Consider the following 23,575-nt stretch of genomic DNA (forward strand, 5'->3'; position numbering starts at 1 on the left):
ATGGTCAAAGGAAAGGCAATGCACACTTCGATGATCGTTTTCGGGATCAATTATAAATTGTGTCGCGATGCCAACGGCAAAGGGCAATAAGAATAAGAGGATGCCGGTTTCCAGTTTGGGACTGCCAAAGAAATACGTAAAATAGAGAGCTAGGCTAAGAACACATAGACCCATGAACCGGTACGCTGTTTTCGGTTTAAGCCTCATTGGATTATCGTGCAGCGTGTTGCTCAATTTGAGGGAATGCAACCCAAACCGCCAAGGGATTAGGTTGCATCCGGATTTATTTAAGCAGGGATTTCTTTGCTTACGGCCCGCAAAGTTGCCACGGCGTTAGCAAAGCCAAGGCCCAAGCAAAGGCAGGCAAAACCAAGGCCCAAAAACAGTGCCGCCAGACTATCGAAATCCACTGCAGCTATTCCGGCCGCGATCAAGATGATACCGCCCAGACCGATGGCCCAATACCCGGTTGCGATGGCGACACCGGCAGACCGCAGGCCTTTTCCGCGCTGTGGGCAGTCGGACATATCCCCGCTGATCCGCAGCAACATAATGACGAGGGTGACAAGGATGACCAAAGCGGGCCCAAAGTAGACAAGGAAATTGATAAGCATGATGATGCTCCTTTCTGATTAGACGAATTGTTTGTAAAAATCGCGTTCCCAACGGATGTAGAGACTGGCGAAAAGGGCGCACCACGCGGGTGCATGGAACAGGCCAAGGAAGAAGTATCCGATCGCGTTCTCAGCAAAATTTCGTGGGGCAAAGTCAGGGATCAGGGCCAACACCACAACGGCGAATAGGGTAGACAAAACATGTGCTGCTATGCCTACGGCCATGGCCTGTGGTTTGGTGATTTCGTCGCGCCGCATCCGCATCCACAGCATTGGCATGGCGACCAGGATATAAGCAGGCGCGCCTAAAACCACGCCAACAACTGGGATTAGCAGGACCCAAAAAAAGGCAGCGGCAAAGATGAACGGGGCCAGAACAAAAGCTGCAGTAAAGGCCACAGGATCGATAAGGCGCTCTGGTTTTCTATGGTCTGGCAGGATTCTGAGCCAGAGGTTCTTTACAGTTATTTCTGTCATAACAGAAGCTCCAATCTAAAATTTTTTGCCGGGGGTTAGTCCGACTTGGGCAAGAACCGCGCGATGCGGCCCCCCAGTTTGATCACGCCCAATTGGACGCGGGCGGGCAGGCGAGACACGTCGGCGTACCAGGTGTCAAACATCTGCATCATATCTAAAGTCTCTTTGATCCGGCTCTTTACATCTGCCGGTGTGTTGTCGGCCTCAGCCTCAACCGCGACCCGCTGAAGGGCGGCGAGGGTCGGTGCGAATTCACGCTCGCGACGGCCTTCAATCACTACGTTGACCAGTTCGAACATATCGCGGACCGAGGTAAAGTGATCGCGCCTGTCGCCCAGCTCGCGTTTGGATTGGACCAGTTTCCAGCCCTGCAATTCCTTTAAGCCGTTGGACACATTGGACCGCGCAAGGTTCAGGGTCTCGCAAATCTCTTCTGCGGTCATGGCTTTGGGGGCGATGTGCAGCAGCGCGTGTATTTGCGCCACGGATCGGTTCACACCCCATTTGGCACCCATTTCCCCCCAGTGGAGGATAAAGTCTTGCATGGCGGGTGTCAGGTTCATGAGATGATTCTCTTCTTTTTCAGTATTTCTGTAATGACAGAAATAACAGAACATACCGTTTGTGCAAGAAAAATCGTGCGATGCTCTAATCTAGGGCTTTGCGCCGATCTTGGTCTCGGTGCCCGCGCGCAGTCGGGCGATGTTTTGCCCGTGCCGCAGATAGATCAGTAAGGCGAGAGCAACACAGAGGAAAAACGGCTCTGAATGACCCAAGGCAAACAACCAAGTGATCGACAGGCCTGCGGTCAAAAGAGCGGCCAGCGATGAATAGCGCGACAGAAAGGCCACAACCAGCCAAGTCAGCGCGCAGACCAGTCCCAGCGGCCAATAGATGGCAAAAACCACGCCAAAGAAAGTGGCCACGCCTTTGCCGCCTTTAAACTTCAGCCAAACTGGAAAGCAATGCCCGATCATGCAGGCAAAGGCTGCAATTTGCGCAGCCAGCTCCCCGGCGATCATGCGGGCCAAAACCACAGCGACGATCCCTTTGAGTGCGTCAAAAATCAGGGTCAGCACAGCGGCTTTTTTGTTGCCAGTGCGCAAAACGTTCGTGGCCCCGATATTGCCGGATCCAATCTCGCGCAGGTTACCAAGGCCCATGACCTTGGCCAAAAGGATCCCAGAGGGGATCGACCCCAGAAGGTAGCCGACCACGGCCCATAGGATCATTGTGTTGGTGCTGATGTCTATCTCTGGCATGGGGCCTGTCCTAGCGGGATGTCCTCCTTTTGGCCAGAGCCTAGGTGTTGGCCCGTCGCACCATGCCAAATAAATCGCGCGGATCGTCAGGATCTGCCAGCATATCCAGTTCGGTGAAATAGCCGTGCTTGTGCAATTGATCGTGGACATAGCGCAGGGCAGAAAAATCCTCGGTCGCAAAGCCAACACTATCAAACAAAGTGATCTGATCCGCGCTGCTGCGCCCTTTTGCTTTGCCTGCAATCACTTGCCACAGCTCGGTCACGGGGTGACCGGCGTCCAGTTGCTGAATTTCGCCTTCGATCCGCGTCTGCGGTGGAAACTCGACGAAAATATCGGACCGCAGCAGGATATCCTTGTGCAATTCGGTTTTCCCCGGGCAATCGCCACCGATGGCATTAATGTGCTGACCTGCACCGATCATGTTGTCGGTCAGGATCGTGGCGTATTGTTTGTCTGCAGTGCAGGTTGTGACGATATCTGCGCCCGTCACCGCCTCTTGCGCGGTTTTGCATTTGATCACTGTCAGGCCCGTATTGGCCAAGTTGCGGGCAGCTTTGTCCGTGGCTACAGGATCAATATCGTAAAGGCGCACAGTGTTGATCCCAATGACCTTTTGAAACGCCAGCGCCTGAAATTCACACTGTGCCCCGTTGCCGATCATCGCCATGGTCGTGGCCCCTTTGGGTGCCAGATGTTTCGCCGCAACAGCGCTGGTCGCTGCTGTGCGCAAGGCCGTCAGCACGGTCATTTCAGACAGGAGGATCGGATAGCCATTGTCCACACGCGCCAAGACGCCAAAGGCCGTCACGGTCTGAAACCCCCGGGCCATATTGGCAGGGTGGCCGTTTACATATTTGAATCCGTAAGTTTCGCCATCGGACGTGGGCATCAATTCGATCACGCCTTCTTCGGAATGGGCCGCGACGCGTGGAGTTTTGTCGAACTGGTCCCAACGCAGAAAGTCCGCTTCGATATAGTCGGCAATTTCAGCGATCATTTGGGCAGGACCAATGGCGTTGACCAGTTTCATCATGTCATCGACCGAAACAAAGGGCACCATAGCAAGGGCAGAGGGGGACAGGGTCATAGGAGGCTCCTTAGGATTGGTGGCTGCGCGTTGGGCGATCAAGGACTTTGCGGCCCAAAAGGCTGGCCGTCAGATCGACCATCAAATGTGCTGTGCGACCCCTTTCATCGAGGAATGGGTTCAACTCTACTAGATCCAGTGAAGTCACAAGACCGCTATCACACAACATCTCCATGATCAGATGCGCTTCGCGGAAAGTGGCGCCGCCGGGGACAGTTGTGCCCACCGCAGGCGCGATGGAGGGATCGAGGAAATCCACGTCCAGCGACACATGTAATGCCCCGTTGGCCGCTTCAACCTTACTGAGGAAGCCTTGCAGCGGTGCGCGAATGCCGTCTTCGTCAATAGAGCGCATGTCATAAACTTGGATCGCGCTGTCGCTGAGAGCCGCATTTTCTGCAGGATCGACGGACCTGATCCCCATCATACAAATATTCTCGGGTTTGATCGGTGCCTTTAGGGCAGGATAGCCGTCAAAGCCTGTCCGCCCTGTGAAATAAGCTGTGGGTGTTCCGTGCAGATTGCCGCTGGCAGTGGTGTCCAGCGTGTGAATGTCAGGGTGTGCATCCAGCCACAAAACGAATTGTTCTTGACCTTTGTCTGCGGCATGGCGCGCCACTCCGGGGACGGTGCCAATGGCCAGGGAATGATCGCCACCCAGGAATATGGGCAAATCGCTGGCTTGGCTGGCTGTAAAAGCGGCGTGTTCTAGTGTTGCGGCCCAAGCAGCTGTTTCGGAAAGGCCGCGCAGGGCGGGGTTTGGATGATCCATGGCATCCACAGGATCAATTGCCGCGTTGCCAAGATCGATAACGCGGTGGCCCAGTGTTTCAATGGTGCGTGCAAGGCCTGCGGTACGAAACGCATCAGGGCCCATGATGCAACCGTCTTGTTGCGTGCCTGTTTGAACCGGTGCCCCCACAAGGGCGCATGTAAGTGTCATTTTGTGCCATCCTTTCGTCTTTGACAGCAAAATAGACCGGCGAAATGTCGAAATAATCTACTATAAGTGTCAAAATACCCTACAAAGCAGAGCAACATGATAAGCTAACTTGGCAAAATGATGGAAATCACACTTCAAGACCGCCGTTTAATCAGTGCTTTGCGCAAAGATGGGCGCGCCTCGATCACCACTTTGGCGGCCAGTCTTGGCCTGTCGCGGGCCACGGTGCAAAACAGGCTCGAGCGTTTGACGCGCAGCGGTGTCATTTCCCGCTTTACCATTGATCTTGATCCAAGCGCTGATGTGGAAGCAGTGCGCGCTGTGATGATGATTGAAGTGGAGGGGACACTCGCCCGCCCCGTGATCAAAGCCTTGCGTCGGTTGCCCGAGGTGGCAAGCCTTTATAATACAAATGGTGGTTGGGATTTTGTCGCTCAGATCGAAGCGGCATCACTCGCAGATTTTGACCGTGTGTTGCGCGAAGTGCGTCTGATCAAAGGCGTGCTGAAGTCAGAGTCTAATTTGCTGTTGTCGCCTGCGGGCCTCTAGGCGGCTTCAGACATTTTCCGTAATACGGCAATGGCATCTTGGGCCCGGTCTTCCGGTACAAAAAGGTGATCGTGGAAAAAGCCGGACACCGGGTTTACACCCATATCGTGTTTCGCCAATTCAGTAGCAATCCGCGCCATAAAGCCAACGGCTTCCAGCGATGAGTGGATATTCAAAGTAATCATGCAGCAGGGGAACTCATACGCAATACCCGCTGCTTTGGCTTGAGATTGCAGGATGATATAGGTCGGGCCCTCAGCCTCTTGAAACATCATACGTGGGGTAATGTGGCTTGGAATTTCGGCGTTGGTGACAAAGACGTAGACCCCTTCGACCAAATCAGTGGTCATTGTCTGTATCAACACTTCGAGATTGGTTTCGCCTGACATTTTTCTACCTATGATAAATCTGGCGGCCGGCTACATATGTTGCCATCACACGGCCCTGCATCCGTGCGCCGTCAAACGGTGTGTTCTTTGATTTTGACGCCAGCTTGGCCCGATCCAAAACAAAGGGCGCATCGGGATCGAACAGAACTAGGTCAGCAGGCGCACCTTCTGCAAGGCGACCGCGTTCCAACCCCAACCGTTTGGCAGGGTTCAGCGACATGGCCCGCCAAAGCGTCGGCAAATCGATCATGCCCGAATGCACAAGGCGCATGGCAGCGGGCAGTAAGGTTTCCAAAGCCACCGCCCCGCTTGCGGCCTCTTCAAAAGGCAAGCGTTTGCTTTCTTCATCCTGCGGGGTGTGCATAGACGAGATGATATCGATCAACCCACTGGCGACTGCATCGACCATGGCCAAACGATCATCCTCGGATCGGAGCGGCGGTTTGATCTTAAAGAACGTCCGGTAGTCGCCCACGTCCAGTTCATTCAGGGTCAAATGATGGATATTGATGCCGGCTGTAACGTCCAAACCTGCCTCTTTGGCCCGTTGCAGGGCAGGCAGACTGGCAGCTGTGGTGATCCCGTCGGCGTGATACTTGGCGCCAGTCATCTCAACCAAGGCCAGATCGCGTTCCAACCCCATCCGTTCGGCCATCGGCGACACTGCGGGCAGTCCCCGCAGGGATGCAAACTTGCCCGATGTGACGGCAGCGCCATCAGAAAGCGCGGGATCCTGTGGGTGGCCGATGACCAAGGCGTCCAGCGATTTGGCATAGGACAAGGCACGGGCAAAAACCTTGGGCGAGGTGACCACATGGTCGCAATCGGAAAATGCCACAGCCCCTGCATCGGACAAAAACCCGATCTCGACCATTTCGCGACCGTCGCGACCTTTGGTCAGGGCTGCCATTGGGCGTACATTGACTGGCGTGGCCTCTTGGGCGCGGCGGGTGACAAATTCCAGTGTTTCAGGACTGTCGACCGGTGGCAGGGTGTCGGGGCGGGTGACGATTGTGGTCACGCCACCTCGGGCCGCAGCAAGGCCTGCGGTGCGATAGCTTTCTTTGTGCCGTTCGCCGGGTTCGCAGATCTTTACGCCCAGATCGATGATGCCCGGGGCCAAACATAGGCCTGCACAGTCGATTTCCTCTGTCCCCGCGGGGACTCTGTTAACAAAGGGTTTCGCATGAACCTTTTGGATCACACCGTCCTTAACCATTACGGCGCCAAGGCTGTCGGATCCGCCCTCGGGATCGATGAGACGCGCATTGCTGAACACAATCGCCATGCGCCTTAGCCCCCCACGAAAATCATTAGCCCCACGAGGGCTGCGATCAGCACAAGGGCGTACATTGCGATGCGGCCCGACATTTTTGGATCTTTAGGGTCGCTCATAATCGGGCCTTTGGTCATGTTTGAGTTTCTTCAACAGATCGCGCACGTCCGAGGCATTTGGCACATCAGTGATCAGCAGCGGCTTTTTCTTGTCGAACTTGCGCTTGAGAATAATCGAAGTGTTTGTGCCGCCCACGCCCGAAATATCCTCCAGCAAAACATCGTCGCGGTTGTTAAAATGCACAGTGGAATTTGTGATCGCTATGGCGCGTCCAACGTTTTGGCCTGCAGGCGTGTTAATGGCAGTGATCAGGCACCACAGGCCTGCAAAGATCAAGATTGCAAAGCTGAAGAGTGACCCGCTGGAGGCATAGCCCCACGCCGACAAACCAAGCCCCAAAAGGATCGCAATCGCAATTTTAAGGACCAATTTGCGATCACCGCTTTTGGCCTCGGACGCGGCGGTCAGAAGGATCTCTTCGGATGTCTCAGGCGTCCAGTCGGTCATGTCAAAACTTCCCTTGGGGTCGCGGTGCGGCTGCGGGCCAGCAAATCCATGGCGGCCATGCGCACAGCAACCCCCATTTCAACCTGTTCTTGGATCACGGATCTGTTGATGTCATCCGCCAGTGTTCCGTCAATCTCGACGCCACGGTTCATCGGGCCTGGATGCATAACAATTGCGTCAGCAGCAGCATAGCTGAGCTTGGCAGCATCAAGACCGTAGCGGTGGTAATATTCACGTTCCGAAGGGATGAACCCGCCGTCCATCCGCTCTTTCTGAAGCCGCAACATCATCACCACATCGACCCCCTGCAGGCCTTGGCGCATGTCGTCGTAAACCTCGACACCGAACTCGCCAATCTGTGAGGGCATCAAGGTAGACGGCCCAATCAAACGGATGCGATTTTCCATTTTGCCCAGCAGCAATAGGTTCGAACGGGCCACGCGCGAATGGGCGATATCACCACAAATTGCGATGTTGAGCCGGTGCAAACGCCCCTTGGCGCGGCGGATGGTCAAGGCATCCAGCAGGGCTTGGGTCGGGTGTTCGTGCTTGCCGTCGCCTGCGTTCAGAACGGCGCAATTTACTTTCTCAGCCAGCAGGTTCACTGCCCCCGAATGGGGATGACGCACGACCAATAGATCGGGATGCATGGCGTTCAACGTCATGGCTGTATCGATCAGGGTCTCGCCCTTTTTGACCGAACTTGCCTGCATCGCCATGTTCATCACGTCCGCACCCAAACGCTTGCCAGCCAATTCAAAACTGGCCTGCGTGCGGGTGGAATTCTCGAAGAACATATTGATCTGCGTGAGGCCCGCCAGGACATCGGAATGTTTGTTGGGCTGGCGATTGAGGGTCACGTATTGATCCGCCAAATCCAACAGTGTGGTGATCTCATCTGGGCCCAGATGTTCGATCCCCAAAAGATGTTTGGCGCGCCAGTTCATGTCCGACCTCGTTCTCAACTCAGCCGCTTATAGGGGGGGCACGGCGATGTCACAAGCGGTGCCGTGCGCAAAGCAGGTAATTGGTGCGCGCGGACCACGTATTTTATGGGACTGTTTCTTGGTCACGGGAATCGGTACCATTGCACGCATGGAATCAACGGATTTTCACAGTTTGCACGCGATGCTGGAATGGCAGGTCGATCTGGGCGCGACCGAGGCGATTTCTGACACGCCGGTCAATCGCTACGAGGTGCCAAAAACAGCGCCAAAACCTGCCGCAGCGGCTGCGCCCCTCGCTATAGCGCCTGTTGCCAAAGTAGAAATCGATACGGTTGCCGAGGCTGCTATGGCGGCGAATGCGGCAACAGATTTGACCCAATTGCAGGCGGCACTATCAGATTTTGATCATTGCGAGTTGAAACGTGGCGCGCGCAATTTGGTTTTTGCTGACGGCCATGCCGGTGCCCGTGTGATGATTATCGGCGAGGCCCCGGGCCGTGACGAGGATCAGCAGGGCAAGCCTTTTGTCGGCGCGGCGGGGCAATTGTTGGACAAGATGTTTGCGGCCATTGATCTGGATCGAGGGGCTCAGACGCAAGACAGTGGTCTATATATCACCAACGTTCTGCCGTGGCGTCCGCCGCAAAACCGAGACCCCAAGCCCGCCGAGATTGCGATGATGCTGCCGTTTGTCGAACGTCACGTGCAACTGGCCAAACCGGATCTTTTGATTTGCATGGGAAACATCGCCTGCCAAGCCTTACTGGGCAAAACCGGCATCACCCGTTTGCGTGGCACATGGGTCGAGGCGATGGGCAAGCCGGTTATGCCCATGTTCCATCCAGCCTATTTGTTGCGCAATCCTGCCGCCAAACGCGAGGCTTGGGCCGATCTGTTGGACATTAAAGCCAAACTGCGAGGAACCTGATGTCGCGCATCGACGAAAGCATCGATTTTATTGCCGTGCGGATCGCCGTTTTGACGGTGTCTGATAGCCGCTCGATTGAGGAGGATCGTTCAGGTGCTGTTTTGGTCGACCGGATTGAACAGGCCGGACACATCGTAGCGGCCCGCCATATTATGCCCGATGATCGCAAGGATATTGCGGATCAATTGCGCCAGTGGTGTGCCGATCCGCAAATTGATGTGGTGATTTCCACTGGTGGCACGGGCCTGACTGGCCGCGATGTCAGTGTAGAGGCGCACCGCGACGTCTATGAAAAGGAAATCGATGCCTTTGGCACGGTGTTCACGATTGTCTCGATGAAAAAGATTGGGACCTCCGCAGTGCAGAGCCGGGCAACCGGCGGTGTGGCCCAGGGCACCTATCTGTTTGCGCTGCCGGGATCACCGGGGGCGTGCAAAGATGCGTGGGACGAAATCCTGGCCTATCAATTGGATTACCGGCACAAGCCCTGCAACTTTGTCGAAATTTTTCCGCGTTTAAGTGAAACAGAGCGACGGAAATAGGCATTGGCCCCGTTTAAGTTTTTGGTGAAGCCGAAGTGATTTGGCGTTTTCCGGCTGCATCCTATATCTAAAGGGTGACCGACAAGAAGGCATGGTGTAATGAGATTTCTGGGACGTAGCCTATTTGGCATGGTGCTGTTGAGCGTGACGCTGGCCCTTTTTGGCTGGGCTGGCTATTCGGTCTATTCCGCAGTGCAGGCCAGCATGGAAGACGAAGGCCGCAGTCGCCCGGCCCGCGAGCGCGTGTTCGCAGTGAATGTTGTGCCATTCGAACCCACGTCCATTGTGCCTGAACTGAAGGTTTTCGGCGAGATTGACAGCACGCGGGATCTAGACATCCGCCCGTCAATTGCCGGAAACGTTGTGGAATTGTCACCTGCCTTTGTGGACGGTGGAATTGTCAAGGCAGGACAACTGTTGGTGCGCTTGAACCCAGCGGATGCCTTGTCGGCCCTTGGGCGCGCGGATGCAGATCTGGCCGAGGCCCGAGCAGAATTGCGTGATGCGCTGCGGGCCTTGGAATTGGCACGGGATGAACTTGCCGCAGCGCAGGATCAGGTGGGCTTGCGCGAAACCGCACTGACCCGTCAGCGCGACCTGCAAAACCGCGGCGTGAGCACCGATGCAGCCTCTGAGGCAGCAGAGCTGTCCCTGAGCACTGCGCGTCAGGCCGTTTTGGGACGGCGTCAGGCCGAAGCCCAAGCCGAGGCGCGCATTGATCAGGCCAAGACGCGCCTTCAGCGTATGGAGATTGCCCATGCGGATGCGGAACGCGCGGTTCAAGACACCGAAATCTATGCGGATTTCGATGGTGTTTTGTCAGATGTGACAGTGACCTCCGGCGCACGCGTCAGTCAGGGCGAAGTGCTGGGACGCTTGGTAGACCCTACTCAATTGCAAGTGGCGTTCCGACTGTCGACCTCGCAATATGCGCGCTTGCTGGCTGAAAGCGGCGAGTTGTTGGATGCACCGGTTCGTGTCGCGTTGGACGTGTTTGGCGTAGATATCACAGCCCAAGGCAAGATCACCCGTGAAAGCGCGGCTGTGGCCGAAGGTCAATCCGGGCGGCTGCTTTTTGCGACCCTTGAAGCCCCAAAGGGCCTGAGGCCCGGGGATTTTGTCAGCATTTCGATCACTGAACCGGCGCTTGATCGTGTGGCGCGACTGCCCGCGACCGCTGTTGATGCGTCGGGGCGGGTTTTGGTTCTTGGGGCCGAGGATCGTTTGGAAAGCAAAGACGTGACGCTGCTGCGCCGTCAGGATGATGATGTGCTGGTGCGGGGTCGCGGACTGCGCGGCATGGAAATCGTGGCCGAACGCACGCCGCTGTTGGGGGATGGCATAAAAGTACGCCCCTTGCGTGCGGCAGATCGTGACGCAGCCCCTCAGGCCCCTGAAATGGTCGAACTGACGCCAGAACGCCGCGCCAAGTTGCTGGCCTTTGTTGAGGGCAACAAACGGATGCCCGAGGCTGCGAAAAAGCGTGTGCTGGCGCAATTGCAAGAAACCCAAGTCCCCGCCGCAACGGTCGAGCGGATTGAATCCCGGATGGGGGGCTAACAGCAATGCGCAGCGTTCCCACATCTGCCACAGGGGTGCTTTCATATTTTACCCGTCATAAAACGGCGGCGAACCTGCTGTTGGTGATTTTGATGGTGTTGGGCCTACTGGCCTTCCCCAAGATGCGCGCCCAGTTTTTCCCGGATGTGATCGTTGATAATGTATCGGTCTCGGTGAAATGGGACGGGGCCGGTGCAGAGGATGTGGATGCGGCCATTGTTCAGGTGCTTGAGCCTGCTTTGCTGGGCGTTGAGGGCGTCGAAAGCTCGTCTGCGCGGGCAACCGAAGGCAGTGCCAACATCAGCCTCGATTTTGAACCGGGCTGGGACATGGCGCGGGCCGCTGATGATGTGCAAGTGGCCGTGGATAGTGTCAGCACCTTGCCCGATGACGCGGATGATCCGAATGTGCGGCGCGGTGCATGGCGGGATCGGGTCACGGATGTGGTGATCACGGGACCTGTTGCTGTGGGGCAATTGGGTCTGTTTGCGGATGAGTTTGTCACGCGTTTGTTTGCCGAAGGCGTGACGCGGGCCACTATTCGCGGTGTGGCAGCCCCTCAGACCCTAATCGAAGTTCCGTCTATTGCGCTGATCCAAAACGATGTGACAATGCAGCAAATCGCCCAAGCCATTGCCGCAGAGGTCGATGGCAATCCTGCAGGTGATGTAGGGTCGGCCAATGCCCGTGTGCGCACCGGTGTGGCCAAACGCAGTGCCGAAGACATTGCTGGTATCGTTCTGCGCAATAACCCCGATGGATCCAAACTGCGGATTGGTGATGTGGCCACGTTGCGGGTTGAAGGCATTGACCGTAATCGCGCGTATTTCGTAGGCGACAGCCCCGCTATATCGGTGCGGATTGACCGCAGTGCCAAGGGCGATGCCATCGACATTCAGGCCACCGTTCAAGAGGTGGCTGACACGATGGAACTGACCCTGCCTGAGGGGGTTGAAATCTCGCTGATCCGGACGCGGGCCGAAGCGATCAGTGGGCGTTTGAACCTGCTTCTCGATAATGGGTTGATCGGTCTAGGTTTGGTCGTGGCATTGCTGTTTTTGTTCCTCAATGCGCGCACGGCGTTTTGGGTGGCAGCGGGCATTCCAGTTGCCATGCTCAGCGCGATTGCACTGATGTATCTGGCGGGTCTGACGATCAATATGATCTCGCTCTTTGCGCTGATAATTACCCTTGGGATTGTGGTGGATGATGCCATCGTGGTGGGTGAACACGCGGATTTCAGGGCGCGGCGATTGGGCGAAAGTCCTGTGCAGGCGGCAGAAAATGCAGCGATCCGCATGTCGGCGCCTGTGTTTTCAGCGACGCTGACCACCGTGATTGCCTTTTTTGGTCTGACGGCCATTTCCGGTCGATTTGGTGATTTGATCCAAGACATTCCTTTTACCGTGATCGTTGTATTGATTGCCTCACTGGTCGAATGTTTCTTGATTTTGCCCCATCACATGAGCAAAGCCTTGGTGCACACGGCCAAATCCCATTGGTACGATGTGCCCAGCCGGTTGGTGAACATTGGCTTTGATTGGATAAAAGAGACGTTCTTCCGCCCGTTGATGCGCTTTGTTGTTTGGGCCCGGTATCCTGTGTTTGCCAGCGTGGTGGTGGTTTTATCCAGCCAAGCGGTACTGTTTATCAGCGGCGACGTTCAGTGGCGGTTCTTTAACGCGCCCGAGCGCGGATCGGTTACTGGCAACTTTGCCATGGCACCGGGGGCTACGCGCGAAGACACCGTTGAGATGATGCGCGAGATGCAGCGTGCGACAAACGAACTGGCCGAAACACTTGCCAGTGAGGACCGGCTGGGGGTCAATCCGTTGCAATTTGTGATGGCCGAGATTGGCGGCAACGCGGGCCGTGGTCTGTCAGGCACCGAAAGCAAGGATGCAGATCTGTTGGGCGCCATATCGATCGAGTTGATCGATGCGGATTTGCGGCCGGGCTATTCATCCTTTGCCTTTGTGGGCGAATTGCAGGACCTTGTGCGCAAACATCCCATGGCTGAAACCGTTAGTTTCCGTGGCTGGCGCTCTGGCCCCGGGGGGGATGCGCTGGATGTGGAATTTTACGGTGCCAATGCGCAGGTGTTGAAGCAGGCTTCAGAGGCGTTGCAAACCGCACTGGCGGAGTTTTCCGAAGTCTCCGCTGTGCAGGACAATCTGTCCTACGACAAAGAAGAGTTGGTTCTTGAATTAACCCCGCAGGGGCAGGCGCTGGGCTTTGCCATTGATAGTTTGGGCCGTGTGTTGCGCAACCGTTTGAACGGGATCGAGGCGGCAACTTATCCCGATGGACCCCGTTCAGCGACTATTCGTGTCGAGCTGCCATCGGGTGAGTTGACGGCGGATTTCCTTGAGCGGACGCAAATGCGCACTGAGGCGGGCCAATACGTGCCTTTGGCTGACATCGTGACAGTGACCCAACGATCTGGCTTTTCCACGGTGCGGCGCGAGAACGGCATCCAGTTGATATCGGTGACAGGCGATATTTCCGAAGACAACCCAGCCCGCGCCGAAGAGATTATGGAAAAGCTGGAAACCGAGATCCTGCCAGCAATTTCCAGCGAGCAACAGGTCAGTTTCCGACTGTCAGGTCTTGCCGAGCAGGAAAACGAATTTCTGGCCGATGCGCAGCTTGGTTTGATGCTGGTGTTGATGGGGATTTATCTGACCCTTGCGTGGATTTTTGCCAGTTGGACGCGCCCGATTGTGGTGATGATTATTATACCCTTTGGCTTGGTTGGCACGATCTATGGCCATTACGTTTGGGGCGTTCCGTTGAGTATGTTCACGGTTGTGGGGCTGATCGGGATGACGGGAATCGTGATCAACGATTCCATTGTTTTGGTCACAACGATTGATGATTATGCCAAAGATCGCGGCCTGATCCCGGCTATTATTGATGGGGCTTGTGATCGATTGCGCCCTGTGCTGTTGACCACTTTGACCACTGTTTTGGGTCTTGCGCCGCTGCTTTATGAGCAATCGCAACAGGCGCAATTCCTCAAGCCCACGGTGATCACGCTGGTTTACGGGCTGGGCTTTGGGATGGTTTTGGTTCTGCTGGTGGTGCCTGCTGTCATGGCGATGCAACTGGATATCCGGCGTCACATGACGGCCACGCGTCGTGCCTTTGGGGGCCGTAAAGCTGCCCGTGGGGTGATGGCGGCAACAGCAGTGATGGGGCTTTTTGCCGTGGCTTGGGCTGTCCCGACCTTTGGGTGGGTGGTTACAACCGGGGCGTTTTATCCGCCGCTGGCCGCACTGTTCCCGGCGGGGCTACAGGCCAGCGCAGTCACTGGATTTGGTCTGTTTGTTTTAGGGTTGCTGGTTGTGGCAGTCGCAATTTTTGGTGTGGCAGCCTTGGCCCATGTAATTCTTGGACGTCGCCGCACGGCTTAGACTGGGTCCGTTTAGGAGCCAGAGCAGCCTTGAATGTCGACGGCTTGGCCCGCGCCCAACACAGTGATGCGCATTGATCCACGATTGATCACCATTGGGCCGTCATAGTCGTGATACATGCGGGTTTGTGCCACCAGCCAATCCCCTTGCCGTTCGACCACCGGTTCGGCCACCCAAATGCGGGGATCGCCGGCCTCGATTACGGCAAGTTCCATCTCTGCAAGCTGTGGCATTTGGACCTTTACCGTCAAGTGAGCCCCGTCCGAGGTCGGATCAAACGCGCAGGTTGCTGCGGCCACACGGCCTTCTTTAGCGGTCATTGGCTGGTCCACAAGGGCAGAGGCAATCTGGCCATCGCGTGCGCCACCCTCCGGCAAAAGCTGGTCAAAGCGCAAGGTGACTGGCACGCAAATATCTGAACACACGCCAATCTGCACTTTGCCTTTCAAGCGCGCAGTGCCATCGGCAGAGCGGTGCACAGTGACGGGAATTGTAAACTCGCCTTGGTAGCCGAAGGTGCGCATGCCGTTTTGGGAATGGACCTCGGGCACGGGCCAATGAAACGATACGCCACGTACATTTTCCGAACCGTTCCAGGAAAACACGGGTGGGATGCCCGCATCGCCCGGCGCACGCCAGTAGGTTTTCCACCCATCATCCAGACTGACCCGCAGGCCCGCCATCTGGGTCCCGTCGGCATTTTCCCAACCGGGCAAGATGTCCAGGCGCACGGCATCGGCCGGATCAGCGGCGGCAGTGAGTGCGGCTATGCTTGCGACAAGGGCTGCAAAGGCAAAAGAGTGTCTCATGGGGTCGTTTATCAGAGATTTGTCCCCTTTAGGGAAATCACGAGTGAGCGAGACTTTGTGACAGTCGATTGAGGCCTTGAACCTGTGCTTATCAGGCCACATTCTAGCACTATGGCCGAGTCGTCTCATATTCCAACCAACCTAACTGGCAAAATGCTGATTGCGATGCCCAGCATGGGGGATCCGCGTTTTGCCAAATCCGTGGTCTATATGTGTGCCCATTCCGAGGAAGGGGCTATGGGCCTGATCATCAACAAGCCGACCGAAGACTTGCAGTTCACCGATCTTTTGGAACAGCTCGACATCAAGCCTGCACCGGATGCCAAAGACATCAAGGTGCATTTTGGCGGCCCGGTAGAGCATGGACGTGGGTTTGTTTTACATTCGCCCGATTATATCACGCATGGATCAACGTTGCAGGTGGATGATGCCGTGTCTATGACGGCCACTTTGGATATTCTGGAAGACATCGCGCGCGGCTTTGGACCCGCGGCCAGCATGATGGCGCTGGGCTATTCCGGCTGGGGGCCAGGGCAATTGGAAGGTGAATTGGCCGACAACGGTTGGCTGACCTGCGAAGGCGTGCCCGATATCGTATTTGGCGCGGCGGATCGGGATAAATGGACAGCGGCACTAGAAAGCATGGGGATCAATCCACTGGTGCTGAGTGCAGAAGGTGGTTCGGCCTAACGCGGTGCTGCAGCCCTGCGCAACCGGTCATTGATCGCAGCGCCCAACCCGGTTTCGGGAACAGGCGCTACGGCGATTTTGGCGGCATCTTGGGCGTTTAAGGCATGCAGAGTTGCAAAGAGGTTTGCCGCCGCTTCGGTCAGATCCCCCTTTTCTGAGAGGTTAAAGTCGCAGTCCATCGCCCCAAAACCTACGTAGGTTTCATCTGGTTCTGGGCTGTGTACATTCAATCGGACTGTGCCTTTGGGGGCGTAGTGCGAGGCCAATTGTCCCGGTGCCGTGATGGCACTGGGTGTTGTTTTGTTGGCAAGATCATGACCTAGCAGGGCTGCAAGTGTTTCGGCCGACACTCCGCCACTGCGCAGGATCGTACCGCCTTGCGCACCACTCACAATAGTCGATTCCAGACCGATGGCGCAGGGGCCTGCGTCAACAACCCCTGCGACTTTGCCACCAAGACCCGCCATGACATGGGCCGCTGTGGTGGCGCTGACCTGACCGGATGGATTGGCCGACGGCGCTGCAATTGGTCCACCAAATGCCGTCAGGATCGCATGTGCCACTGGGTGGGCCGGCACACGTATGGCCACTGTGTCCTGACCCGCTGTCACCAGATCCGCCACTCGGCTGGGACGCACGGGTACCACAAGGGTCAAAGGGCCGGGCCAAAGATTGCGGGCCAAATGGGACATAACATCATCAAAACCGCCGATTTGCTGGGCCATGGCGAAATCGGAAACATGTACAATCAGCGGATTAAAGCTGGGCCGTCCTTTGGCTGCAAAAATTCCTGCGACAGCTTGCGCGTTGCGCGCATCCGCGCCCAACCCGTACACTGTTTCCGTCGGTAGACCCAACAGGTCACCGCGCTGCAACATCGCGGCGGCTTTGGCGATATCCGTTGGGTTCGTGCCCAGAATTTCGGTTTTGATCATGACGCGGCGTTTCAGTTGCAGGACAGGCGGGCTGGTCTAATCTGACACAAACCTTATGCGGGCATACTGCCCCGAAATATATTTGCCAAGTCTTTGCAAAAGGATAGCCCATGCCGTACCGCGCCCCTGTCACTGATCACAGCTTTATTCTGAACCATGTTGTGGGCCTCGACAAAGTCAGCGCTACACCGCTTTATGCTGACGCGACGCCGGATATGGTCGAGGCTATTTTGACAGAAGCAGGGCGCCTTTGCGAAGATGTTTTGGCCCCTTTGAACCGCCAAGGCGACCTGCATCCTGCGGTTTTGGAAAATGGTGTTGTGCGGACCTCGCCGGGCTTTGGCGAAGGCTACACCGCGATCGCCGAGGGCGGTTGGGTTGGTATGTCGGCGGATCCTGAAAATGGCGGTATGGGGTTGCCGATGGCTGTGACCACATCAGTCAACGAGATGCTGGCAGGGGCCTGTTTGTCGTTGCAATTGAACCCGTTGATGACCCAAGGCCAGATCGAGGCCTTGGAACACCACGCCAGTGACGCTTTGAAAGAAACCTATTTGCCCAAGCTGATTTCGGGTGCATGGTCGGGGACGATGAATCTGACCGAACCGCAAGCGGGCAGTGATGTGGGCGCCCTGCGCAGCAAAGCCGAGCCAAATGGCGATGGCAGCTACGCCATCAGTGGACAAAAGATTTACATCAGCTGGGGCGACAATGATTTTACGGAAAACGTGTGCCATTTGGTTCTGGCCCGTTTGCCCGATGGGGTCGAAGGCACCAAGGGCATTAGTCTCTTTATGGTTCCAAAACTGATCCCCAATGAGGACGGCACCTTGGGCGAACACAACAGCTTGCGGGTGGTGTCTTTGGAACACAAGATGGGCTTGCATGGCTCGCCCACTGCCGTGATGCAATATGATGGTGCCAAAGGCTGGCTGGTGGGGGCGCCCCACGCTGGAATGGCTGCGATGTTTACCATGATGAACAACGCGCGTCTGGGTGTTGGGACCCAAGGTATTGGCGCGGCTGAAGGGGCCTATCAGCACGCCGTGGGCTATGCGCTGGATCGAAAGCAGGGCAAAACCATGGTCGAAGGCGGCACTGGCACCATTGTAGATCATGCGGATGTACGGCGTATGTTGGGCGTTATGCGTGCGGATATCTTTGCCTCACGCGCGATCGCGCTGGCCTGTGCGGTAGCAATTGATATGGGCCGCGCCACTGGTGATCAAAGCTGGCAGGCTCGCGCGGCCTTTTTGACGCCGATTGCCAAAGCCTTTGGCACTGATGTTGGCATGGACGTTGCCCAGCAAGGGGTCCAAGTGCACGGCGGCATGGGCTTTATTGAAGAAACCGGTGCAGCGCAGTATTCGCGCGATGTGCGGGTCACGGCGATCTATGAAGGCACGAACGGCATTCAGGCCATGGACCTCGTGGCGCGCAAGTTGATGGATGGCGGTGAGGCTGCGTTTGCCTTGCTCGATGAGATGGAAGAACAGGCTGAGGCCGCAAAAGGCACGATGCCCGAGTTGGCCAATGCCGTGTGGCAAGCCTGCGAAACCCTGCGTGAAGCCACCGAATGGATGGTGGCCCAAAAGGACTACAATAACCGGTTTGCCGGGGCCGTTCCGTATTTGCGAGCGTTTGCACGCGTCTTGGGCGGGCATTTCCATCTGACAGCGGCTTTGGCCGAAGGTGGCACGCGGCAGAAGCTAGCACAGCTTTACATTTCGCGCCTTTTGCCAGAACACATGGGGCTGATCCAACAAGCCAAGCAAGGTGCAGATGATCTTTTCGCTCTTTCCACTGACGATTTGGTGGCATGACTGAGGCGGGGCCAGCCCCGCTGCGCTATCCGTGGGACACGCCGCCAGCCGAGGGCTGCACGACCCAAGTGGCAGACGGGGTTTTTTGGATCCGTATGCCTTTGCCAATGGCGTTGGACCACGTCAATTGCTATGCGCTAGATGACGGCGACAGTTGGACCATTGTCGACACCGGCTTTGCCAGCAAACGTAGTCGTTCCATTTGGACCAAGGTTCTGGCAGGGCCTCTTGCGGGTAAACCCGTGGGCCGTGTCATTGTCACGCACCATCATCCCGACCACATCGGTCTTGCTGGATGGTTTCAGACGGAACATGGCGCGGAATTGGTTTGCACGCGCACCACATGGCTCTTTGCGCGTATGTTGGTTCTGGATGCCCATGATCTGCCCAAACCCGAGACGCTGGAGTTTTGGAAGCGCGCGGGCATGGATGCGGATGTCCTTGCGCAGCGCAGTGCCGAACGCCCGTTCAATTTTGCCGATTGCGTTGCACCAATGCCGCTGGGCTTTACCCGTATTCAGCAAGATAGCGTGATACAATTTGGTGGTCGGACATGGGATGTGCATATCGGCAATGGCCATTCCCCCGAACATGCCACCTTCTGGAGCAGGGACGATAATCTGGTCCTGTCTGGCGATCAGATCATTCCGTCTATCAGTTCAAATCTTGGGGTCTATGCGACCGAACCGGATGCGGATCCTGTGGCCGAATGGCTGGAGGCCTGTGAACGTTTGGGCAGGCTTGCCCGCGAGGATCATCTGGTGTTGGGCGGGCACAAACTGCCCTTTGCCGGACTGCCCGTTCGCATGCGCCAGTTGATCGACAATCATCACGGTGCTTTGCGCAGGCTTGAGGAACATTTGACCGAGGCGCGCGCGGCTGGCGATTGCTTTTTACCGCTTTTTAAGCGCAACATTAGCGGCGGGGAATATGGTCTGGCCTTGGTCGAGGCCGTGGCCCATTGTAACCATCTGTGGAAGGAAGGACGCGCTGCGCGCACGCTTTCGGATGCAGGTGCGTATCTGTTTAAAAGGGTTGAGCCATGACGGACGATATCAAAACTTCTGCTGAGGCGTTAGAAGCCGCGGCAATCCCCCGCAAGCGAGATGTGGGCAAGGATGGCAAAGGCCAAACTGCGGATCTCCCAAAGGCGCTGGAAGAAGGCATTGAACGCAAAAGCGCGGCGCAATGGGCCTACGAGCGCCTCATCCTCTACATTCAGAAGTTCGAAGAAACGCTCGATTCTGATCAAGAGGCTGCCATGGGGTTTACCGGTGGTGACGCAGGCGTGTTGCGGATCGAAGGGATGGGGTATTTTGATCCGGACATGATCACCTTTTATGGCAGCGATCCGGCGGGTGGGCGCACCCAACTTGTGCAGCATGTCAGCCAGCTGAATGTGATGTTGCGCGCCCTTCCCAAACATGTGGATCAGGCCGAGCCAAACCGCATTGGGTTCCGCTTGGCCCAGGAGCTGGAAGAAACCACCGGCTAGGGTTTGTGCATGATCAGGCGTACGCCGCGTTGCCATGTGATGTAGGACCACAGCCAGTTCAGCACGACAAAAAGCCTGTTTTTAAAGCCGATCAGGAAATAGACGTGGGCGGCACCCCAGAGCAACCAACCGATAAACCCAGTGACCTTTAGGCCGAAAATATCGGCTACAGCCCGATTGCGTCCAATAGTGGCCAAGGCGCCTGCGTCTTTATAGCGGAACGATCCTTTGGGAGTGTGACCGACAGCAATTTGCGCAAGGCGTCTGCCGACATACTGTCCCATCTGTTTGGCCACAGGGGCAATGCCGGGCAGGGGTTTGTCGTTTTGCAAGGCCAGTGCAGTGTCCCCAATGACGTAGACATCATCGTGCCCTTGGGGACGCAGAGTATCATCCACAGGCACATGCCCGCTGCGCCCGGGGTCCAACCCCAGCCATTTGGCGGCGGGCGATGCTTGGACGCCTGCTGCCCAGACAGCAGTGTGACTGGCGATGGTGCTGTCCGAGGTCTCGACCCGGTCTGCATGGATGTCGCGCACCATTGTGTCGGTCAACACCTCTACGCCGAGGCTTTCCAAATCGCGCCGTGCCCGTTTGGACAGTTTTTTTGCAAGACTGGGCAAGACATCTGGGCCGCCTTCGATCAGCAAAATGCGGTTGTGTTTGGGATCGATCTTGCGAAAATCGCGGGCAAGGGAATGGGCCAGCTCGGCGATAGCGCCTGCCATTTCAACTCCGGTAGGGCCTGCGCCGACCACAACGAAACACTGGTGGGCTTTGGCGGCGGCGAGGTCGCTGCTGGCCAAATTTTCCGCCTGTTCAAAGGCGCTAAGGATGCGCTCGCGCAGATCAAAGGCGTCGCCCAAGGTTTTGAGGCCCGGCGCGTGTTGGGCCCAGTGATCCTTGCCAAAATAGCTATGTCGGGCGCCGGTGGCCAAAATCAAAACATCATAGTCAAAGCGCTGCCCGTCTTTGGTGGTGACGCATTTGACCGAGGTGTCCACAGCATCAACGCTGTCCATGACCACATGGACATTCTTTTGGTGGCGCAAGATATGCCGGATGGGCACTGCAATTTCCGCAGGGGTCAGTGCTGCGGTTGCGACTTGGTACAGCAGGGGTTGGAACAGGTGGTGGTTTTGGCGGTCGATCAAAGTGATCTCTACGGGGGCTTTGCTGAGGGCCTTGGCGGCGGATAATCCACCAAAGCCTGCGCCGACGATCACGATCTTTTGCAGCGGTTGGGACATGTGACATGCCTCCTTTCAAGCGCTGGTCGGTGACGGACGAGCCGTCCGATCCTCACATATGTATGATTTCGCCCATGTCACCCCCTTGCCTCGAAAAACCGCGACTAAGGGGCGCGGCGAAGTGGTTGCTTTGCGTGGTGACTTGTTAATTGGAATCGTTTAATTCGAGGTCAGCTAATGGAAGGGATTCAAACAATGGCAGAGCATAAGCACGGTGAAATGGACATCAAAGTCCAAGAAAAGACCTTTGCGGGCTTTATCAAATTTACAACTTGGGGTGCGATTATCAGCATCGCTCTGTTGATCTTTATTGCGCTGGTAAACGGCTAAATGATTGTGCGGGGGTGGCTGCTGGCCTGTGCGCTGCCCCTCATGGTTGCTGCGTGCACAGTGGTGCCTTCGACCTACGCCAGTGATGAATTGGTGGCGCAAAAGCGGTATGTGCACGCAGGTCCTACCAGTTTAACGCTGCTGACAGTCTTGAAGAACTCGTCAGATGGCGGGGCGCATCTGGCCCTGATGGTCAATGGGTCCGAGCGGGTCATTTTTGATCCTGCGGGCAGTTTCCAACATCCGGTGATCCCCGAACGTGGCGATGTGATCATCGGCTCAAACCCGGCTGTTTATGATGTGTTCGTCGACTATCACGCGCGGGTCACCTACCGAGTGGTGGAACAGGTGATCGAAGTCTCCCCTGCAGTGGCGGAACTGGCCCTGCAAAAGGTCTACGCCAATGGGGCGGTGCCGCAGGCCATGTGTTCGCAATCTATCACGACGATTTTGTCCGAATTGCCTGGGTTTGAAAGCATCCGCCAGACATGGTTTCCCAAAAACGCTATGGACCAATTTGGGGCGTTGCCCGGTGTTGCGACGCGTGTGTACCGCGACGATGATCCCGACGACAAGGATCTGGTTTTGCGTCAGTGGCGCGGCTAACCCAACAGATAAAGCAACCCGTATAGGGTGCATCCGCCAGCAATCACCGCCCAGATCACACTGCGTGTCACCAGCCCTGCCAAAAGCGCTGCGCACGCAGCCCCCAATCGCGCTGGATCAAGTTCGCCGTTCGTGGCCTCGGGCCACAGCACCAATGGGGCAACGATACCGGGCATAACCGCGACCGAAACATAGCGCAGGTGGCGTAACACCCAATCGGGAAGTTGGCGGTTTCCAATGAGGCCAAGGAACGAAAACCGCACCAGAAATGTGCCGATCCCAAGCAGGATAATGATCAACCAGATCTGTGTGTCTGCGGGCATCATCTGTGTTGCCTTTCCATCCACACCTCAACCCGAGCGCCCACGATCAGGGCAAAAAAGGCAGCGATCATCAGGCCAAGGCTATAGGGCACCCAGATCAGCGCCAGAGTACCCGCCGCCGACACAAAGGCCGCAGCCACATGGGCCAAGGATTTCAAAGACGGGGCAATCAGTGCCAAAAAGGTAATCGGCACTGCAAAATCCAACGCATATTCTGGCGGGATCGCGCTGCCCAGAACGGCCCCAAGATACGTGGCCCCATACCAAAGCGGCGCCATGGGGGTCAGAACACCCCAGAAATAGGCCAGCTTTTGCCTCAGGCTCCATGTGTTTTTCTCGTAGGTGATGTAGGCCACTGTGTAGCTTTGGTCGACCAACAGATACGAGGCCAACGCCCGCTTCCACAAAGGCGCTGCCCCCAAATGGGGGACCATGGCCACGGAATACATCGCCATACGCAGGTTCACAGACAGGGCTGTGAGAACCACAATGATCGTAGGGGCGTTTTCGGTCATCAATTGCAGGGCGGTAAACTGCGCCGATCCTGCGATTACCAAAATGGAAAATCCCATAACTTGGGCCAAATTCAGGCCAGCTTCTGTTGCGGCCACGCCAAACAGCATCCCAAACGGGATCAAAACCAGAATAAACGGGGATCCATCAAGCACGCCGCGCCAGTAGATCGTTTTGGGGTTGGTCGCAGCCATAGTTTTCCCTAGGTTTGCTGGGCAACGCGTAGAACGCTGATCAGAGA

General features: G+C 56.4%; 26 protein-coding genes. 11 read left to right on the forward strand and 15 right to left on the reverse strand.

The annotated features are described in order from the left end of the window. Positions 1-287: 287 nt before the first annotated feature. The 6 genes from ACIRQ6_RS00830 to rocF all read right to left on the reverse strand — a co-directional run bounded on the left by ACIRQ6_RS00830 (position 288) and on the right by rocF (position 4,386). Positions 288-614 (reverse strand): hypothetical protein, encoded by a 327-nt coding sequence (locus ACIRQ6_RS00830; RefSeq protein ID WP_420862234.1) that lies wholly within the window; start codon positions 612-614, stop codon positions 288-290. Positions 615-632: 18 nt separating this feature from the next. Continuing rightward, a complete protein-coding gene (locus ACIRQ6_RS00835; protein WP_420862235.1) occupies positions 633-1,091 on the reverse strand; it encodes a hypothetical protein in 459 nt (152 codons plus the stop codon). A gap of 35 nt (positions 1,092-1,126) precedes the next feature. Then, on the reverse strand, positions 1,127-1,654 hold the full coding sequence (locus ACIRQ6_RS00840) for a GbsR/MarR family transcriptional regulator (RefSeq protein WP_420862236.1): 528 nt from the start codon (positions 1,652-1,654) through the stop codon (positions 1,127-1,129). A 90-nt stretch (positions 1,655-1,744) separates the two neighbouring features. Continuing rightward, positions 1,745-2,353 carry a glycerol-3-phosphate 1-O-acyltransferase PlsY gene (gene plsY / locus ACIRQ6_RS00845; protein ID WP_420862237.1) on the reverse strand — a complete coding sequence of 203 codons (609 nt, stop codon included), beginning with the start codon at positions 2,351-2,353 and terminating at the stop codon, positions 1,745-1,747. A gap of 40 nt (positions 2,354-2,393) precedes the next feature. Continuing rightward, a complete protein-coding gene (locus ACIRQ6_RS00850; RefSeq protein ID WP_420862238.1) occupies positions 2,394-3,443 on the reverse strand; it encodes an ornithine cyclodeaminase in 1,050 nt (349 codons plus the stop codon). 10 nt (positions 3,444-3,453) lie between these two features. Then, entirely contained in the window at positions 3,454-4,386 is a 933-nt protein-coding gene (gene rocF / locus ACIRQ6_RS00855) for an arginase (protein WP_420862239.1), read from the reverse strand. A 117-nt stretch (positions 4,387-4,503) separates the two neighbouring features. Between rocF and ACIRQ6_RS00860 the strand changes: the two genes are divergently transcribed. After that, positions 4,504-4,935: an Lrp/AsnC family transcriptional regulator gene (locus ACIRQ6_RS00860; protein WP_420862240.1), complete on the forward strand. Its 432-nt coding sequence runs from the start codon at positions 4,504-4,506 to the stop codon at positions 4,933-4,935. On the opposite strand, the gene ACIRQ6_RS00865 is transcribed toward ACIRQ6_RS00860, so the two are convergent. From ACIRQ6_RS00865 to ACIRQ6_RS00880, 4 genes are all read right to left on the reverse strand, one after another. Then, positions 4,932-5,324: an ACT domain-containing protein gene (locus ACIRQ6_RS00865; RefSeq protein WP_420862241.1), complete on the reverse strand. Its 393-nt coding sequence runs from the start codon at positions 5,322-5,324 to the stop codon at positions 4,932-4,934. The genes ACIRQ6_RS00860 and ACIRQ6_RS00865 overlap by 4 nt on opposite strands. Before the next feature lie 4 nt (positions 5,325-5,328). Beyond that, complete coding sequence (gene pyrC / locus ACIRQ6_RS00870; protein ID WP_420862242.1) at positions 5,329-6,612, reverse strand: dihydroorotase; 1,284 nt, start codon at positions 6,610-6,612, stop codon at positions 5,329-5,331. A 93-nt stretch (positions 6,613-6,705) separates the two neighbouring features. After that, positions 6,706-7,167 carry a hypothetical protein gene (locus ACIRQ6_RS00875; RefSeq protein WP_420862243.1) on the reverse strand — a complete coding sequence of 154 codons (462 nt, stop codon included), beginning with the start codon at positions 7,165-7,167 and terminating at the stop codon, positions 6,706-6,708. Further along, positions 7,164-8,114, reverse strand: coding sequence for an aspartate carbamoyltransferase catalytic subunit (locus ACIRQ6_RS00880; protein WP_420862244.1), 951 nt, complete (start codon positions 8,112-8,114; stop codon positions 7,164-7,166). Before ACIRQ6_RS00880 ends, ACIRQ6_RS00875 begins: the two co-directional genes overlap by 4 nt. Before the next feature lie 148 nt (positions 8,115-8,262). Between ACIRQ6_RS00880 and ACIRQ6_RS00885 the strand changes: the two genes are divergently transcribed. The 4 genes from ACIRQ6_RS00885 to ACIRQ6_RS00900 all read left to right on the forward strand — a co-directional run bounded on the left by ACIRQ6_RS00885 (position 8,263) and on the right by ACIRQ6_RS00900 (position 14,560). Continuing rightward, positions 8,263-9,042 (forward strand): uracil-DNA glycosylase, encoded by a 780-nt coding sequence (locus tag ACIRQ6_RS00885; RefSeq protein WP_420862245.1) that lies wholly within the window; start codon positions 8,263-8,265, stop codon positions 9,040-9,042. Further along, positions 9,042-9,584 carry a molybdenum cofactor biosynthesis protein B gene (moaB, locus tag ACIRQ6_RS00890; protein ID WP_420862246.1) on the forward strand — a complete coding sequence of 181 codons (543 nt, stop codon included), beginning with the start codon at positions 9,042-9,044 and terminating at the stop codon, positions 9,582-9,584. The genes ACIRQ6_RS00885 and moaB overlap by 1 nt, the downstream gene beginning before the upstream one ends. Positions 9,585-9,683: 99 nt before the next feature. Then, positions 9,684-11,144: an efflux RND transporter periplasmic adaptor subunit gene (locus ACIRQ6_RS00895; RefSeq protein ID WP_420862247.1), complete on the forward strand. Its 1,461-nt coding sequence runs from the start codon at positions 9,684-9,686 to the stop codon at positions 11,142-11,144. 5 nt (positions 11,145-11,149) lie between these two features. Then, positions 11,150-14,560, forward strand: a complete 3,411-nt coding sequence (locus ACIRQ6_RS00900; RefSeq protein WP_420862248.1) for an efflux RND transporter permease subunit — start codon at positions 11,150-11,152, stop codon at positions 14,558-14,560. Between the two features lie 11 nt (positions 14,561-14,571). Here the strand turns inward: ACIRQ6_RS00900 and ACIRQ6_RS00905 are convergent, their stop codons facing one another. Continuing rightward, positions 14,572-15,369, reverse strand: coding sequence for a protein-disulfide reductase DsbD domain-containing protein (locus ACIRQ6_RS00905; RefSeq protein WP_420862249.1), 798 nt, complete (start codon positions 15,367-15,369; stop codon positions 14,572-14,574). Positions 15,370-15,480: 111 nt separating this feature from the next. Between ACIRQ6_RS00905 and ACIRQ6_RS00910 the strand changes: the two genes are divergently transcribed. Continuing rightward, entirely contained in the window at positions 15,481-16,059 is a 579-nt protein-coding gene (locus ACIRQ6_RS00910; protein WP_420862250.1) for a YqgE/AlgH family protein, read from the forward strand. Here the strand turns inward: ACIRQ6_RS00910 and ACIRQ6_RS00915 are convergent. Then, on the reverse strand, positions 16,056-16,994 hold the full coding sequence (locus ACIRQ6_RS00915) for an L-threonylcarbamoyladenylate synthase (protein WP_420862251.1): 939 nt from the start codon (positions 16,992-16,994) through the stop codon (positions 16,056-16,058). The genes ACIRQ6_RS00910 and ACIRQ6_RS00915 overlap by 4 nt on opposite strands. Positions 16,995-17,104: 110 nt before the next feature. On the opposite strand from ACIRQ6_RS00915, the gene ACIRQ6_RS00920 reads away from it, so the two are divergent. From ACIRQ6_RS00920 to ACIRQ6_RS00930, 3 genes are read left to right on the forward strand one after another with little or no spacing between them, the layout of a single operon-like run. After that, the gene (locus tag ACIRQ6_RS00920) at positions 17,105-18,817 is read left to right on the forward strand and encodes an acyl-CoA dehydrogenase (RefSeq protein WP_420862252.1); all 1,713 of its coding nucleotides are present in this window, start codon (positions 17,105-17,107) and stop codon (positions 18,815-18,817) included. Then, the gene (locus ACIRQ6_RS00925; protein WP_420862253.1) at positions 18,814-19,863 is read left to right on the forward strand and encodes an MBL fold metallo-hydrolase; all 1,050 of its coding nucleotides are present in this window, start codon (positions 18,814-18,816) and stop codon (positions 19,861-19,863) included. Before ACIRQ6_RS00920 ends, ACIRQ6_RS00925 begins: the two co-directional genes overlap by 4 nt. Then, complete coding sequence (locus ACIRQ6_RS00930) at positions 19,860-20,312, forward strand: DUF6173 family protein (RefSeq protein ID WP_420862254.1); 453 nt, start codon at positions 19,860-19,862, stop codon at positions 20,310-20,312. Before ACIRQ6_RS00925 ends, ACIRQ6_RS00930 begins: the two co-directional genes overlap by 4 nt. On the opposite strand, the gene ACIRQ6_RS00935 is transcribed toward ACIRQ6_RS00930, so the two are convergent. Further along, complete coding sequence (locus ACIRQ6_RS00935; protein WP_420862255.1) at positions 20,309-21,562, reverse strand: NAD(P)/FAD-dependent oxidoreductase; 1,254 nt, start codon at positions 21,560-21,562, stop codon at positions 20,309-20,311. The genes ACIRQ6_RS00930 and ACIRQ6_RS00935 overlap by 4 nt on opposite strands. Before the next feature lie 195 nt (positions 21,563-21,757). Here ACIRQ6_RS00935 and ACIRQ6_RS00940 point away from each other — a divergent pair, with 195 nt between their 5' ends. Both ACIRQ6_RS00940 and ACIRQ6_RS00945 read left to right on the forward strand, forming a co-directional pair. Then, positions 21,758-21,892, forward strand: coding sequence for an aa3-type cytochrome c oxidase subunit IV (locus ACIRQ6_RS00940; RefSeq protein ID WP_420862256.1), 135 nt, complete (start codon positions 21,758-21,760; stop codon positions 21,890-21,892). Next, positions 21,893-22,498, forward strand: coding sequence for a hypothetical protein (locus ACIRQ6_RS00945; protein WP_420862257.1), 606 nt, complete (start codon positions 21,893-21,895; stop codon positions 22,496-22,498). Here the strand turns inward: ACIRQ6_RS00945 and ACIRQ6_RS00950 are convergent. Continuing rightward, positions 22,495-22,824, reverse strand: coding sequence for an AzlD domain-containing protein (locus ACIRQ6_RS00950; protein ID WP_420862258.1), 330 nt, complete (start codon positions 22,822-22,824; stop codon positions 22,495-22,497). The two genes, ACIRQ6_RS00945 and ACIRQ6_RS00950, sit on opposite strands and share 4 nt — an antisense overlap. Beyond that, complete coding sequence (locus tag ACIRQ6_RS00955; protein ID WP_420862259.1) at positions 22,821-23,528, reverse strand: AzlC family ABC transporter permease; 708 nt, start codon at positions 23,526-23,528, stop codon at positions 22,821-22,823. Before ACIRQ6_RS00955 ends, ACIRQ6_RS00950 begins: the two co-directional genes overlap by 4 nt. Positions 23,529-23,575: the final 47 nt, after the last annotated feature.

This window comes from Algirhabdus cladophorae (assembly GCF_044772865.1).
Lineage (GTDB): Bacteria > Pseudomonadota > Alphaproteobacteria > Rhodobacterales > Rhodobacteraceae > Algirhabdus > Algirhabdus cladophorae.

Bases quoted from the DNA above. Each gene is read 5' to 3' on its own strand.
- ACIRQ6_RS00950 (WP_420862258.1), bottom strand. From the start codon at position 22,824: ATGATGCCCGCAGACACACAGATCTGGTTGATCATTATCCTGCTTGGG.
- ACIRQ6_RS00920 (WP_420862252.1), top strand. From the start codon at position 17,105: ATGCCGTACCGCGCCCCTGTCACTGATCACAGCTTTATTCTGAACCAT.
- pyrC (WP_420862242.1), bottom strand. From the start codon at position 6,612: ATGGCGATTGTGTTCAGCAATGCGCGTCTCATCGATCCCGAGGGCGGA.
- ACIRQ6_RS00900 (WP_420862248.1), top strand. From the start codon at position 11,150: ATGCGCAGCGTTCCCACATCTGCCACAGGGGTGCTTTCATATTTTACC.
- ACIRQ6_RS00940 (WP_420862256.1), top strand. From the start codon at position 21,758: ATGGCAGAGCATAAGCACGGTGAAATGGACATCAAAGTCCAAGAAAAG.
- moaB (WP_420862246.1), top strand. From the start codon at position 9,042: ATGTCGCGCATCGACGAAAGCATCGATTTTATTGCCGTGCGGATCGCC.
- ACIRQ6_RS00875 (WP_420862243.1), bottom strand. From the start codon at position 7,167: ATGACCGACTGGACGCCTGAGACATCCGAAGAGATCCTTCTGACCGCC.
- ACIRQ6_RS00830 (WP_420862234.1), bottom strand. From the start codon at position 614: ATGCTTATCAATTTCCTTGTCTACTTTGGGCCCGCTTTGGTCATCCTT.
- ACIRQ6_RS00935 (WP_420862255.1), bottom strand. From the start codon at position 21,562: ATGTCCCAACCGCTGCAAAAGATCGTGATCGTCGGCGCAGGCTTTGGT.
- ACIRQ6_RS00865 (WP_420862241.1), bottom strand. From the start codon at position 5,324: ATGTCAGGCGAAACCAATCTCGAAGTGTTGATACAGACAATGACCACT.
- ACIRQ6_RS00835 (WP_420862235.1), bottom strand. From the start codon at position 1,091: ATGACAGAAATAACTGTAAAGAACCTCTGGCTCAGAATCCTGCCAGAC.
- ACIRQ6_RS00850 (WP_420862238.1), bottom strand. From the start codon at position 3,443: ATGACCCTGTCCCCCTCTGCCCTTGCTATGGTGCCCTTTGTTTCGGTC.
- ACIRQ6_RS00930 (WP_420862254.1), top strand. From the start codon at position 19,860: ATGACGGACGATATCAAAACTTCTGCTGAGGCGTTAGAAGCCGCGGCA.
- plsY (WP_420862237.1), bottom strand. From the start codon at position 2,353: ATGCCAGAGATAGACATCAGCACCAACACAATGATCCTATGGGCCGTG.
- ACIRQ6_RS00885 (WP_420862245.1), top strand. From the start codon at position 8,263: ATGGAATCAACGGATTTTCACAGTTTGCACGCGATGCTGGAATGGCAG.
- ACIRQ6_RS00880 (WP_420862244.1), bottom strand. From the start codon at position 8,114: ATGAACTGGCGCGCCAAACATCTTTTGGGGATCGAACATCTGGGCCCA.
- ACIRQ6_RS00905 (WP_420862249.1), bottom strand. From the start codon at position 15,369: ATGAGACACTCTTTTGCCTTTGCAGCCCTTGTCGCAAGCATAGCCGCA.
- ACIRQ6_RS00860 (WP_420862240.1), top strand. From the start codon at position 4,504: ATGATGGAAATCACACTTCAAGACCGCCGTTTAATCAGTGCTTTGCGC.
- ACIRQ6_RS00840 (WP_420862236.1), bottom strand. From the start codon at position 1,654: ATGAACCTGACACCCGCCATGCAAGACTTTATCCTCCACTGGGGGGAA.
- ACIRQ6_RS00945 (WP_420862257.1), top strand. From the start codon at position 21,893: ATGATTGTGCGGGGGTGGCTGCTGGCCTGTGCGCTGCCCCTCATGGTT.
- ACIRQ6_RS00910 (WP_420862250.1), top strand. From the start codon at position 15,481: ATGGCCGAGTCGTCTCATATTCCAACCAACCTAACTGGCAAAATGCTG.
- ACIRQ6_RS00955 (WP_420862259.1), bottom strand. From the start codon at position 23,528: ATGGCTGCGACCAACCCCAAAACGATCTACTGGCGCGGCGTGCTTGAT.
- ACIRQ6_RS00895 (WP_420862247.1), top strand. From the start codon at position 9,684: ATGAGATTTCTGGGACGTAGCCTATTTGGCATGGTGCTGTTGAGCGTG.
- rocF (WP_420862239.1), bottom strand. From the start codon at position 4,386: ATGACACTTACATGCGCCCTTGTGGGGGCACCGGTTCAAACAGGCACG.
- ACIRQ6_RS00915 (WP_420862251.1), bottom strand. From the start codon at position 16,994: ATGATCAAAACCGAAATTCTGGGCACGAACCCAACGGATATCGCCAAA.
- ACIRQ6_RS00925 (WP_420862253.1), top strand. From the start codon at position 18,814: ATGACTGAGGCGGGGCCAGCCCCGCTGCGCTATCCGTGGGACACGCCG.